General features: G+C 61.6%; 15 protein-coding genes. 8 read left to right on the forward strand and 7 right to left on the reverse strand.

Features of this window, described 5'->3' with window-relative positions; translation table 11 throughout:
* Positions 1-178: 178 nt before the first annotated feature.
* Positions 179-412, forward strand: coding sequence for a DUF982 domain-containing protein (locus EOB80_RS22920; protein ID WP_244506945.1), 234 nt, complete (start codon positions 179-181; stop codon positions 410-412).
* Positions 413-478: 66 nt separating this feature from the next.
* Here the strand turns inward: EOB80_RS22920 and EOB80_RS22925 are convergent, their stop codons facing one another.
* Entirely contained in the window at positions 479-631 is a 153-nt protein-coding gene (locus tag EOB80_RS22925) for a hypothetical protein (RefSeq protein WP_013532262.1), read from the reverse strand.
* Positions 632-807: 176 nt separating this feature from the next.
* A complete protein-coding gene (locus EOB80_RS22930) occupies positions 808-1,851 on the reverse strand; it encodes an aldo/keto reductase (protein ID WP_127323004.1) in 1,044 nt (347 codons plus the stop codon).
* A gap of 277 nt (positions 1,852-2,128) precedes the next feature.
* Between EOB80_RS22930 and ppk2 the strand changes: the two genes are divergently transcribed.
* Positions 2,129-3,049 carry a polyphosphate kinase 2 gene (gene ppk2, locus EOB80_RS22935; RefSeq protein ID WP_127270468.1) on the forward strand — a complete coding sequence of 307 codons (921 nt, stop codon included), beginning with the start codon at positions 2,129-2,131 and terminating at the stop codon, positions 3,047-3,049.
* Positions 3,050-3,096: 47 nt separating this feature from the next.
* Here ppk2 and EOB80_RS22940 read toward each other — a convergent pair whose 3' ends face one another.
* The 5 genes from EOB80_RS22940 to EOB80_RS22960 form a co-directional block, all read right to left on the reverse strand.
* Complete coding sequence (locus EOB80_RS22940) at positions 3,097-3,744, reverse strand: dihydrofolate reductase family protein (protein WP_127322993.1); 648 nt, start codon at positions 3,742-3,744, stop codon at positions 3,097-3,099.
* 231 nt (positions 3,745-3,975) lie between these two features.
* Positions 3,976-4,326, reverse strand: a complete 351-nt coding sequence (locus EOB80_RS22945; protein WP_127322992.1) for a HepT-like ribonuclease domain-containing protein — start codon at positions 4,324-4,326, stop codon at positions 3,976-3,978.
* Positions 4,326-4,622: a nucleotidyltransferase domain-containing protein gene (locus EOB80_RS22950; RefSeq protein WP_127270472.1), complete on the reverse strand. Its 297-nt coding sequence runs from the start codon at positions 4,620-4,622 to the stop codon at positions 4,326-4,328. The genes EOB80_RS22945 and EOB80_RS22950 overlap by 1 nt, the downstream gene beginning before the upstream one ends.
* A gap of 40 nt (positions 4,623-4,662) precedes the next feature.
* Positions 4,663-5,700, reverse strand: coding sequence for a porphobilinogen synthase (gene hemB, locus EOB80_RS22955; protein WP_127329917.1), 1,038 nt, complete (start codon positions 5,698-5,700; stop codon positions 4,663-4,665).
* An 89-nt stretch (positions 5,701-5,789) separates the two neighbouring features.
* Positions 5,790-6,617, reverse strand: a complete 828-nt coding sequence (locus EOB80_RS22960; protein WP_127329919.1) for a DUF2066 domain-containing protein — start codon at positions 6,615-6,617, stop codon at positions 5,790-5,792.
* 196 nt (positions 6,618-6,813) lie between these two features.
* Here EOB80_RS22960 and EOB80_RS22965 point away from each other — a divergent pair, with 196 nt between their 5' ends.
* The 6 genes from EOB80_RS22965 to EOB80_RS22990 all read left to right on the forward strand — a co-directional run.
* Positions 6,814-7,857: an enoyl-CoA hydratase/isomerase family protein gene (locus EOB80_RS22965; RefSeq protein WP_127329921.1), complete on the forward strand. Its 1,044-nt coding sequence runs from the start codon at positions 6,814-6,816 to the stop codon at positions 7,855-7,857.
* Positions 7,854-8,276: a DUF6163 family protein gene (locus EOB80_RS22970; RefSeq protein WP_127272646.1), complete on the forward strand. Its 423-nt coding sequence runs from the start codon at positions 7,854-7,856 to the stop codon at positions 8,274-8,276. Before EOB80_RS22965 ends, EOB80_RS22970 begins: the two co-directional genes overlap by 4 nt.
* A gap of 238 nt (positions 8,277-8,514) precedes the next feature.
* On the forward strand, positions 8,515-9,030 hold the full coding sequence (locus tag EOB80_RS22975) for a winged helix DNA-binding protein (protein ID WP_008875359.1): 516 nt from the start codon (positions 8,515-8,517) through the stop codon (positions 9,028-9,030).
* Between the two features lie 173 nt (positions 9,031-9,203).
* Positions 9,204-9,614 (forward strand): hypothetical protein, encoded by a 411-nt coding sequence (locus EOB80_RS22980; protein WP_245466421.1) that lies wholly within the window; start codon positions 9,204-9,206, stop codon positions 9,612-9,614.
* Between the two features lie 367 nt (positions 9,615-9,981).
* Positions 9,982-11,235, forward strand: coding sequence for a L,D-transpeptidase family protein (locus EOB80_RS22985; RefSeq protein ID WP_127329923.1), 1,254 nt, complete (start codon positions 9,982-9,984; stop codon positions 11,233-11,235).
* Between the two features lie 142 nt (positions 11,236-11,377).
* Positions 11,378-12,713: Na+/H+ antiporter (locus tag EOB80_RS22990; RefSeq protein WP_127329925.1), on the forward strand; the 1,336-nt coding region annotated here is incomplete at its 3' end.

The following is a 12,713-nucleotide window of genomic DNA, read 5'->3' on the forward strand; positions in this document are numbered from 1 at the left end:
TGGTGACGTCGCTGGCCAACGATCGGCGCGGTCTTCGCGCCAGAGGCTTTGCCGTCGTTGCTGCTTAATGGATGAAGGGGCGCAAAGCGGCGTCCAGACCTATGCGCACTTTCGCCTCGCTTCGCAGACGCCGATGGCGTAAGGAGCGGCCATGGAAAACAACCGATTTGAAACACCTGTGACTGTGAAGTCAGTCGCGGCGGGAAGCACTCAGCTCTTGCGCACGGCGCGTGAGGCTTCCGACTACCTCCTCAACAGCTGGCCCGGCAAGCGCAGCCCCAAGCATCGCGCGGCCCTGCAGGCCTGCCATGACGCACTCGCCGGCGACAAGCCGGCGATGAACGCCAGGCGTGCCTTCATCGCGGCAGCACGCGAAGTGGACGTGTTCGTCAGCGACAAGGCGCCCGCCTGACACAAGCCGACATTTGGGGCGGCAATCTGGATTGAGGCACGGCCCGCATCTGCGGGCCGTTTGCCGTCACTTTGCCGTTTCGGTTTCGGCTTCAGTCTCGTCTTCGGGCTTCGAACGTTCCCTCGCTGCAACCTTGGCTGCCAGCTTCTCGGCCTTTTTGGCCGCCTTCTGGCGGTCGCGTTCCTTGCGTTCCTGATCGTAGTTTGGTGGTCGCGCCATATCGGCTCCTTTTCACTGCCTTGCGGCTCTGGTCCTGCCTAGGAGCATTAGCCGTCAAACACAACAGCTGAAGCGATAGTGCGTCGATGATGGCCAGGCTTGCAAGATGTGCGTCGCAATGAAGAGGCCAGGTCCATCATTGCGGCGGCCAATACCTATCGCCATCGATTTGCCGGTCAGATGCCGCTTCGGTCAATCACCAGATCGGCGGCACCAAAACGGTCCTTTGCCGTCAGCTGCTGGTGCCAGTAGGGATAGAGCAAGGGCGGCCGGCTGACCGCGTCGAGGCGCTCGCGCTCCTCGCCGGAGAGCATCAGGCTTGCCGCCGCGATGTTGTCCCGGAACTGCGTTTCCGTCCTGCCGCCGATCACCAGCGAACTGACGGCCGGCCGGCCAAGCAGCCAGGCCAGCGCCACCTGCGCTGCCGACACGCCGCGCTGCGCGCCGATCTCGACAAGCACGTCGACGATCCGCCACAGCCGGTCCTCGTCGCGGATCGGCGGTTCGGACCAGCCGGCAAGCTGGCGGGCGGTGGGGCTGTCGCGGCGGTATTTGCCGGACAGCAATCCGCCGGCAAGCGGGCTCCAGACCAGGACGCCCAACCCCTGGTCGACGGAAATCGGCAGCAGTTCGTACTCCGCCTCGCGCGCTTCCAGCGTGTAATGGATTTGCTGCGTGACGAAGCGCGGCTGATGATGGCTGTCGCTGATGCCGAGCGCCTTCATCACCTGCCAGCCGGAATAATTGGAGCAGCCGACATAGCGGATCTTGCCCTGGGCAACCAGCGTGTCGAGCGCGCCGATGGTTTCCTCCAGCGGTGTCACGCCATCCCATTCGTGCAGGAAATAGATGTCGATGACGTCTGTCCTGAGCCGCTTCAGGCTTTTCTCGCATTCGCGGATCAGGTGATGGCGTGACAGGCCTTCATCGTTCGGGCCTTTGCCGATCCGCATCCGTGCCTTGGAGGCGATCAGCACGTCGCCCTTGCGCTTGCCGCCGAGCGCTTCGCCGATGATTTCTTCGGAAATGCCATTCGAATAGACGTTGGCGGTGTCGATGACATTGATGCCGGCGTCGATGCAGAGGTCGATCATGCGGCGCGCTTCGTCGAGGTCGGTCTTGCCGACAGCCGAAAACGCGCCGGCGCCGCCGAAAGTCATGGTGCCCATGGTCAGCGTCGATACTTTCAGGCCGGAACGGCCGAGTGTGCGGTATTCCATGTCGATCCTCGCGATTGCGTTGGAAAAGGGGCTGGGGAGGGTGCCCGAATGTGGCCGCTATTTGTAGGACAATTTGCGCGACTTGTCGCCATGCCAGGACGCCGGATCGATCATGCCTGGCGGGATTGGCAGCGGCGGCGATCACGCTCGGGCTGCAATAAAACCGTCATTGCAGGCCTATATTGAAGTCGGCTCAGGCGTTGCCGTTCCGGGCTGTAAGCCGGAGTTTGGGGCGCCGGACGTGGATCGACAGAGCTTGCAAGTGGAGCAGCCGATAATGACCGAGCTAAAACAGAATTCTCCGGCCAGGGATTGGCTTGAAGCCGAACTCGCCGACACGCTCGACGAAGACTATGAGCTCGAAATGTCGGAGCCGGCGCTGTCGATGGAGATCGCCAAGATCTACAAGAACTCGCATCCGCCTTCGATCGATCGCATGCAGTATTTTCGCGACCTGATCACCCTGCAGTCCGAATTGATCAAGCTGCAGTCCTGGGTCGCCTACCACAAGAAGAAGCTGGTGGTGATCTTCGAGGGACGCGATTCGGCCGGCAAGGGCGGTGTCATCAAGCGCATCACCCAGCGGCTCAATCCGCGCATCTGCCGCGTCGTGGCACTGCCGGCGCCGACCGAGCGCGAAAAGTCGCAATGGTATTTCCAGCGCTATGTCCCGCATCTGCCGGCCGGCGGCGAGATCGTGCTGTTCGACCGCTCATGGTACAACCGCTCGGGCGTCGAGCGGGTGATGGGCTTTGCCCAGCCCGATCAGGTCGAAGAATTCTTTCACGACGTGCCGGAGTTCGAGCGCATGCTGGTCCGCTCGGGCATCACCGTGGTCAAATACTGGTTCTCGATCACCGACGAGGAACAGCAGATGCGCTTCCTGATGCGCATCCATGATCCAATGAAGCAGTGGAAACTGTCGCCGATGGATCTGCAGTCGCGTGTGCGCTGGGAGCAGTACACCAAGGCCAAGGAAGAGACCTTCGCCCGCACCAACATCCCGGAAGCGCCCTGGTTCATCGTCGAGGGCAACGACAAGAAGCGCGCGCGGCTGAACTGCATCGACCATCTGCTCAAGCAGCTGCCTTACGAGGAAGTGCCGCACGAGGAGATCACTTTGCCGGAGCGCGTCTTCAACCCCGAATACGAGCGCCAGGTGCTGCCGCGCGAGCTCTACGTGCCGGAGAAGTATTGATGGACGCTCCCTTCTCCCCGTATAGTGACGGGGAGAAAAAGCTGTAACTACGCCCGCTTGATGGTGACGTGCGTGGCAAGCGTCGTCGCCACCTGCTCGCTGCAGATATAGCCCAGCTTGAGCATATCGAGGCCGGCGAAAAGGTTCTCGCCCGAGCCGAGCAGCACCGGCGCGATCGCCAGATGCATCTCGTCGATCAGTTTTTCCTGCAGATATTGCCGGATGGTGGCGACACCCCCGCCGACCCGTACGTCCTTGCCGCCAGCGGCAGCTTTAGCCTGTTCAAGAGCTGAATGGATACCGTCAGTGACGAAGTGGAAAGTCGTGCCGCCCTCCATCATGATCGGTTCCCGCTTGTGATGGGTGAGCACGAAAACCGGCACATGATAGGGCGGGTTGTCGCCCCACCAGCCCTTCCAGCTGTCGTCAGGCCACTCGCCGCGGATTGGCCCGAACATGTTGCGGCCGAGGATCCAGGCGCCGACATTTTCGAAGCTGCGCGCCGCGAACGCCTCGTTGACGTCGGCGGTGCCGCCATCTTGTCCGAGCACCATCTCGCGGAAGGTGCGGGTGTCGACAAACCACTTGTGCAAGGATTCCCCACCGACGCCGAGAGGATTTTGCAGATCCTGATCGGGACCGGCGCCATAGCCGTCGAGCGACAGGGTGAAAGCGTTGACGCGAAGTTTGGACATGCGAGCCTCCTCGATAACCGGTTGTATTTTGCAAGCAGTTTAGCAAACTGATTGTGAATTGCAAGCGGTATTTTTAGAGAACTTTGCCGCACCGCACGTGCAGAGCAGAAAGATCCAGCAGTCTCGACGCGAGCAAATGTTCCGTTGCCATGCAATTGCTTATGACGAGAGAAATATCGCGGTTCCTTCCTTGCGACGCGAACAGGATGCAGCCGCAAGTGTCAGCCAAAACTATCGGCGCTGCGACGCTTCGAGCATACGTTCGACAGCAAGACGCAGTGGCGGCAGGCTGTCGGTCACCACCGCCCATACTATCGCACCGGAGGTTTTGTGATATTCGTGACGCAAAACGTTGCCTATCCCACGAACTTGTTTCCATGGAATCTCGGGAGCAAGTGCTGCCAAATCATCTGGAATGTGCCGGGCAGCTTCGGAAATGATTTCGATCCCGCGCTCGATGCCATGTCGGAGCAGCCAGTCGCTATTAAAGTCATCCAGCGTCTTGCCCGCGGCGGCAGCAGAGATGCCGTCCAGGGCCTCCATGATTTCGGCTAGAATCGGTTCGATCCGGCGCACTGCCATCAAAATATGCGCACAGCAGATTGTTCGATGTCGGCCTTCAACATGGGATTGAGGCTGTCGCGGGTGGTGATATCGATCTCCGCTGACATCTTCTCCTCAAGAAATTGCTTGATGCCGACCAGATCAATCAGCGAAAAGCGTCTTGCAGGATCATAATCGATGAAGAGGTCGAGATCGCTGTCAGGCCCTGCGTCGCCCCGTAAAATCGATCCGAACAGATAAAGCGAAGTCGCGCCCATGCCCTTGATGGCATCTGCATTTCTCTGCAACCGCTTTATGACCTCATTCCTGCTCATGAATTCATTCTAGCGGATTGCGTTAAAATTCCAAAGCTACCTAGCGGCCCCCCTTCAGAATCTCCGCCACTTCGGGTGCGAAATAGGTCAGGATGCCGTCGCAGCCGGCGCGCTTGAAGGCGAGCAGCGATTCCAGCATTGCCTTCTCGCCGTCGATCCAGCCATTGGCGCCTGCCGCCTTGATCATCGAATATTCGCCCGACACCTGGTAGGCGAAGGTCGGCATCTGGAACTCGTCCTTCAGCCGCCGGATGATGTCGAGATAGGGCAGGCCGGGCTTGACCATCAGCATGTCGGCGCCCTCGGCGATGTCCTGTTCGGCCTCTCGCACCGCCTCGTCGGAATTGGCATGGTCGATGTAATAGGTCTTCTTGTCGCCCTTGAGCAGACCGGCGGTGCCCACCGCCTCGCGATAGGGACCGTAGAAGGCCGAGGCGAATTTGGTCGCATAGGACATAATCGCCACGTCCTGAAAACCATTGGCGTCAAGCGCGTCCCGGATGGCGCCGATGCGGCCGTCCATCATGTCGGATGGCGCGATGATGTCGGCACCGGCGGCCGCCTGGATGACGGCAGCGGCGGTCACCTGTTCCACCGTCTCGTCGTTGACGATGATGCCGTCGCGCAGGATGCCGTCATGGCCGTGGCTGGTAAATGGGTCGAGCGCGGCGTCGGTGATGATGCCGATCTGCGGCACCGCATCCTTGATCGCACGGGTGGCGCGGTTGATGACATTGTCGGGATCGAGGATATGCGAGCCGGTCTGGTCGCGCAGCGAGATGTCCACATTGGGGAAGGTGGCGAGTGCCGGAATGCCGAGTTTCGCCGCGCGCTCGGCCTCCTTGACGGCGAGATCGATGGACAGGCGGAAGACGCCGGGCATGGCGGCGATCGGCTCGCGGACACCCTTGCCTTCGACGACGAAGATCGGCCAGATCAGGTCGTCGACCGTGAGCCGGTTCTCCTGCACGAGACGGCGCGACCAGTCGGCCTTGCGCATGCGGCGCAGACGGCGGCTGCCGGTGATCTCGTCGACGCCGCGCGCGCCGGCGGGCTTTGCGGGGGTGAATTTGTTCATCGCTAAATACTCTCGTTCGGGCAGGCTTTTACCACGAGCTCCCGCCGCTGACCAATGCGGCACGATTGTGCCAGCGATCCGGTCGAAGTCTATTCGGGTTGCCCACTGCCTGACAGAATCTGTGCTGCGCCCCTGATGGCGACACGGAAAGCCTCGTCGAAGCCGACACCGCGCACCTGCCAGATGTAGGTCTTGCCGGCCGCGGCCAGCCGCCAGTCGGCGATCCAGCCCAGTTCCTTGTCGCTCCAGACGAGACTGCCGGAAAGCGCCTGGTCGGCGCCGGTCTTCTTCGCCAGTGTGTCGAGCTTCGTCATCTCGGCATTGCGAAGCTCCTGATCGTCCAATCCGGCCCGCGACAGCTGCGCCGCCGTGGGAAAAGCCACCTGCATGGCCAGCGGTACGGCGGCATTGCCGAACGATTCGCGCATCGGCATGCCACGGTCGTCATCGGCATCGAGCGCGTAATGCATTGTTCCGCGCTCGGTCGTCAAAAACACCGCCAGCTGCGGCCGCTCGGCCAGCCACGGCCTGCTGCCGAGCGAAGCCAGCACCGGGTCGATTTCAGCCGGCTTGTACTGGCAGGAAAGGTTGTGGGGCCGATCGTACGTGCCCTGATCGTCATGGTTGGGAATGCCTTCCATGCGGTCGCGGTAGCGAAAGCCTGCGACGAAGCTGCCGGCCTTGTCGCGCAATGCCGTCATTTCAGGTTTCGCCGGCAGGCGCTGATCGCCGGAAACCCGCACCAGAACCGCGTCGAGGCAGCGCTTGAAGCCGGACTGGCGGTTCTTCTCGTATTTGCCGTTGACGATGGTCTGCGAGCTGTAGAGATCTTCCAAAGTCGCCGCCATGACCGGGTGAACAGTCAAGCAGATGCTCAGCCCGATTGCCACCGGCGCAAGGCGCGAAAATCGAGTCATAAACAACCGTCCCGTTCGAAGACCCGCCAGAGCTGCGCTGCAATGAACTCTATCCAGTTTTTCAGTATTGCAGCTCGATTTTTAGCACTCGCTCCTGGTCCGGGCCAGAGCTTGCACCGGTGTGCTCGCCATTGACGCACCCATGCGCCACGCTTTAGCACTTCAATCCCGGCGGCCGGGGGAGGGATTCTTCACGATGGATTTTGGCGGAGGCGACGAGATCCGCTTCGAACATTTGGGCCGGGCCGGCGTCGTCACCTTGACGCGGCCGCAGGCGCTCAATGCCTTGACGCACGGCATGATCAGAGCGCTCGACGCTGCCCTTTCCGCCTGGGAGGACGATCAGGGCATCGACGTCATCGTCGTCAAGGCAGAGGGCAGGGCCTTTTCGGCCGGCGGCGATATCCTGCATGTCTATGAGACAGGCCGGGCGGGAAAACCGCCGGTCGAGTTCTTCGCCGACGAATACCGGCTCAACGCCCGCATCAACAGTTTCAAGAAACCTTATGTGGCCCTGATCGACGGTATCGTCATGGGCGGTGGTGTCGGTATCTCCTTCCATGGCTCGCACCGGGTGATGACCGAGAATGCCCAATTTGCCATGCCGGAGGTCGGCATCGGCTTTTTTCCGGATGTTGGCGCCAGCCACCTGCTGCCTGATCTCGGCGGCTCCTTCGGCATGTATCTGGCGCTGACCGGCAATCGCATCCGCTATGGCGATGCGCTGTGGTCGGGGCTGGCCACCCACACCATCAAGGCCGAGGACCAGGCTGGCTTCCTCGACCGCCTGGCGCTGACCGGCGATCCGGAATCGGTGCTGCGCGGCTTCTTCGTGCAGGCAAGGCGAGAAACCGACAGGCCGACGCTGGAGGCGATTGTTCGCCATTTTTCGCAACCGTCCCTGAACCGCGTCATCGACAGCCTCGAGCGTGCGGCCGCCGCCGACGAGTTCGCGGCAAAGACACTGGCGACGATCCGCACCCGCTCGCCGACCAGCCTGCGCGTCGCCTGGCGGCAGATCAGCGCCGGACTGACGCTGTCCATGGAAGCCTGCATGAAGATGGAGTTCCGCATCCTCAACCGGATGCTCGCCGGCCATGATTTCTACGAAGGCATCCGCGCCGCCATCATCGACAAGGGCTCGAAGCCGCAATGGCGGCCGGCAAGCCTCGCTGCGGTCAGCGAAGCGGATGTCGACGCCTATTTTGCTCCGCTCGGCGAACGGGAACTCTTGATATGAGCGAGGTGACCTCGAGGCGCGTCGTGCTACAGCCCTCCGGGGTGGAGGTGATCTTCGCCTGGTTCCAGCGCGTCATATCGGGCTACTGCCTGCTGTTCGGCATTCTCTACTGGATCAGGTTGATCGGCTTTTATCCGGGTACGCTGTGGCGGTTCGACCTGATGCCCGTGCACTGGCAGGTCGCTGCGGTGGTGCTCGCCGTGTTCTTTCCCTTTGCCGCTGCCGGCCTGTGGATGCTGGCGTCCTGGGGGCCGGTGATCTGGTTCATTTGCGCGGTGACCGAGACGGTCATGTATGCCGGCTTTCCCGAGCTATTCGGCCACCGCTTGCTGATTGTCGCCTCGCATGCGGCGGTGGCGCTGCTCTACATCGTCTTCCGTGTCGTCATCTACCTGCAGAAGCGCCCGGTCCGCCACTAAGCCGTTGAACCCATTGGCGGCCCCGCTGTCGCCTCGAATGAGCTCCGCAATCGTTGCCGAAATCTTTAGGTTAATTATCCTTGCTCGGGTGACCGTTCGTTAAGCCTCTTCCGAAACCCCTTACCGGTAAGCTCTTGTTAGCCCTAGCGTTTAAGTCGAATTTTATGAGTATTCGATAGTGTCGCGATCAAGGTGAAAAACAAAAAATCACCAGGGCGACAAACGAGAGGCAAAGACAATGATCAATTCGCGTCCGGCGGCGAAGACCGCCAACGTATCCGACGATCGCCGCGAGGCTATCCGTTCCCTGTACATGGAATCGCTGCAGCTTGTTGAGCGGCTGCACCGCCGCCTGCTTGATGTGATCAAGGACGAATTCGACCGCAACGGCCGTTCCGACATCAATGCCATCCAGGCGCTGCTGCTGTTCAACATCGGCAATTCCGAACTGACCGCCGGCGAGTTGCGCTCGCGTGGCTACTATCTCGGCTCGAACGTCTCCTACAATCTGAAGAAGCTGGTCGATCTCGGCTTCATCAATCACCAGCGCTCGCGCATCGACCGCCGTTCGGTCCGTGTCTCGCTGACGCCGAAGGGCAACGAGGTGGCCGAGGTCGTCGCCGGCCTTTACGAGCGTCATGTCGGCTCGATCGAACAGGTCGGCGGCATCAACACCGACGAGTTCAAGCAGATGAACCGTGCTTTGCAGCGGCTCGACCGCTTCTGGAACGACACCATCGCCTACCGGATGTAAGGCGCCGCATCGGATCCGGCCCGCGCCACAGAAACGCGGCCGAAATATCGACCTTCAGTCAGGGCCGGTGCCGAGAGGCATCGGCCTTTTTCTAGCGACTGACGGCGACTTGAGTTCATCTGTTTGTCGGCTGACCGCAACCCCGTGGGCCACGCTTTGCTTTCGCTTCCACAATGCCTAATGTCGCCGCACAAGGGGGCATGATGGGTCGAAGCAGGCGTTTCAAGATCTGTTTTGTCGCGGCGGCGCTACTGCTTGCGTCAGAAACGGCTTTCGCCAAGGAATGGTGGAAGGATGCCTTCGCCATGGAAGGCAGCAGCCCGTGCGACGGCAATGACTCCAGAGTGACGTTCACCGATAAGTCGGTGGAAATGTGGGAAGTCGGCTGCACAATCGACAAAGTCCAGAAGATCAAAGGCCTGGACGCCGTCATTTTGGACCTGACTTGCTCGGACGATACCGACAGTGTGGAAAAGAGACGGGCGCTGCTGCTCAAACTCGATGACAGCAAGATATTGCGTTACCCTGAGAATCAAGTGCTGCAACGATGTTCCGAGCTCGAGGCTGCGGGTTCAAAGCCCTGAGCCAGGTTCATTCCCGGCCGGCTGCGGGCCCTGCGCGCGGCAGTCGACCCCATCGGTGATGGCTCGGCGACGGCGCCGACCCGGTACCCAAAAAGCACGCACCGTTCTTTTCGGAATATCCGCCGGTCGGATTTGGGGCGCTAGGCCACGTTGCCGCCATATTCCAGTGGAACCGAGAGTGCCAGTGATGCTGGTGTGAAGACCATGCGTTCACCCGCAATCCGTATCGCGCCTGGGCGCTGTCACACCAAGGTGATACGGAGCATGGTTGGCTAATTGTTAAGATTGCCAATTTTACAGTGCGGGCGAGATCGCCCGGTGATCAACGCAGCAAGTGATCGAACTGCTACAAATGTCTGGAACGTCCATGAGAACCAGCCGTCGTTTTTTCCTCTCCGGAGCCTCCGCGCTCGCAGCCGCGGTGGTCGCCGGCGGCGCCAATGCGCAGGATGTGATCGGTGACATCCTGAAATCCTCCGCGCGCGGCAATTGGGACGACCAGTTCGATGCCCGCGCCAGCGAGGGCGGCAAGGTGGCCTCGACGCTGCCGATCTTCAGCCCGCAGACCGTCGCCTTCACGGAACAGGCGGTCGGACAATACCAGAACATTGTCGGGCAGGGTGGCTGGGTCGACGTTCCCGCGACCAAGAAGCTGCAGCTCGGCGTCGATGACCCGGATGTGGTGCCGTTGCGCAAGCGGCTGATGGTTTCCGGCGATCTGTCGCAGAGTGCCGGCATTTCGACGGCCTTCGATTCCTATGTCGACTCGGCGGTCAAGCGTTTCCAGCTGCGCCATGGCCTACCTGCCGATGGTGCGCTCGGCAAATACACCTATGCGGCGATGAACGTTTCGGCGCAGATCCGGCTCGGCCAGTTGCAGACCAATTTGCAGCGGCTGCGCGAGAAGGCCGGCACGCTGGGCAGCCGCTACGTGCTGGTCGACATTCCGGCAGCGCAGGTCGAAGCGGTCGAGAACGACCGCGTCGTGCTTCGCCACACCGCGATCGTCGGCAAGATCGACCGGCAGACGCCGATCGTCAATTCCAAGATCAACGAGATCATCGTCAATCCATACTGGAACGCACCGGTCTCGATCGTGCGCAAGGACATCATTCCGCTGATGCGGAAGAATCCCGATTATCTCAAGGACAGCCACATCCGCTTGTTCGCGCCGGATGGCAGCGAAGTCGATCCGATGAATGTGGACTGGTCGACCGACGACGCCGCCAAGTACCGTTTCCGCCAGGATCCCGGCTCGGAAAACGCCATGGCCTCGGTGAAGATCAATTTCCCGAGCCCTGACGGCGTCTACATGCACGATACGCCGCAGCAGAGCCTGTTCGGCAAGATGTTGCGTTTCGATTCCTCGGGCTGCGTGCGCGTGCAGAATGTGCGCGACCTCGTCACCTGGATCCTGCGCGACACGCCTGGCTGGGACCGCCAGCATTTCGAAGCGGCGATCAAGACCGGTGAAAACACGCCGATCCAGGTCACCAATCCGGTGCCGGTCCACTTCCTCTATCTCTCGGCCTGGTCGACCGGTCCGGGCGTCGTGCAGTTCCGCGACGACGTCTACGCGCTTGATGGCAACAACGAACTGCAGATCACATCCGCGCTGTAAGCATTTGATTCTTATCTAGAAAGGCCGCCTCTCAGGGCGGCCTTTCTTCATTGATTGGGTGCCGCGGCGTTTTTCACGGGACGGGCGGCTGGACGGATCGGCCGGCTTTGCGCATGGTCGGCGGAAAGCCTGGAACCGGACCATGGAAGTCGCCGTCTTCATTCTGGTCGTGCTCGTCTTCGTGGCGCTTTCCGGCGCTCTGGTTCGCCTGGTACGGGTGCCGTTGCCGGTGCTGCAGATTGCGATCGGTGCCGCGCTTGCGTGGCCGGTGCGCGGCATCCATGTCGAGATCAATCCGGAACTGTTTCTGCTGGTGTTCATTCCGCCGCTGCTGTTCGGCGATGCCTATGGCGCACCGAAGCGTGAACTGATGGCGCTGCGCGGACCGATCCTGGATCTGGCCATAGGGCTGGTCTTCTTCACCATCGTCGGCTTCGGCTACGCCTTGCATTGGCTGGTGCCGAGCATCCCTCTGGTGGTCGCTTTTGCGCTTGCCGCGGTGCTGTCGCCGACCGACGCGGTGGCGGTGTCCTCGATCGTCGACAGGAATGTCGTCCCGGCCCGGCTGATGCACATTCTGGAAGGCGAGTCGCTGCTCAACGATGCGTCGGGGCTGGTCATGTTCCGCTTTGCCGTGGCGGCGGTGCTGACCGGCAGCTTTTCCCTTGCCGCGGCTTCGCTCAGTTTTCTCTATGCCGTGGCGATCGGCATCCTGATCGGCGTGGCGGCGCTGTTCGTTGCCGCCAAGCTGCTGCAACTGCTCAACCGGATCGGCGGCGTGCCGGCCGAGGCGCAGGTGCTGGTGATGGTCCTGCTGCCCTTCATAGCCTATCTCGGCGCCGAGCATGTCGGAGCTTCCGGCATCCTGGCGGCTGTTACCGCCGGCCTGCTCACCGGCGGCTCCGGCGTGTTTCGCTTCCTCGGCGTCTCTGCGCGCATGCAGACGATGTCGCTGTGGACGACGCTTTCCTTCGTTTTCAACGGCGCTCTCTTCATCGTGCTCGGCCTGCAGCTTCCCGACATCATCCGCCATGTGCCGCCGGAACTCATGAGCCTGCACCCGATCATCCAGCCGATCGCGACCGTCATCGCGCTGACGCTGTGCCTGATCGCGTTGCGCTTCCTGTGGATCTGGGTGGGCGATATCGCCGCCGGCATCGCTGCGCGTCTGGGCAAGCGCAAGGTGGAGCCGTTCGGGCTGCGCGTGCGGCTTGCCGGTTCGGTGGCCGGCGTGCGCGGCGCCATTACGCTGGCCGGCATCCTGTCACTGCCGCTCGCCATGCCGGACGGCTCGCCGTTTCCGGCGCGCGACCTGGTCATTTTCCTGGCCGCCGGCGTCATCATCTGCTCGCTGGTCATCGCCAGCCTCGCTCTGCCGACGATCGCCAGGGGGCTGGTCGAGCCCGGTGAGGATGCCGGCGCCGCCGAGGAGCGCCTGGCGCGCGTGGGCGCCGCCAAGGCGGCAATCGCGCGCATCG

Origin of the sequence: Mesorhizobium sp. M7A.F.Ca.MR.245.00.0.0 (assembly GCF_003997415.1) — a bacterium.
Taxonomy (GTDB): Bacteria; Pseudomonadota; Alphaproteobacteria; order Rhizobiales; family Rhizobiaceae; genus Mesorhizobium.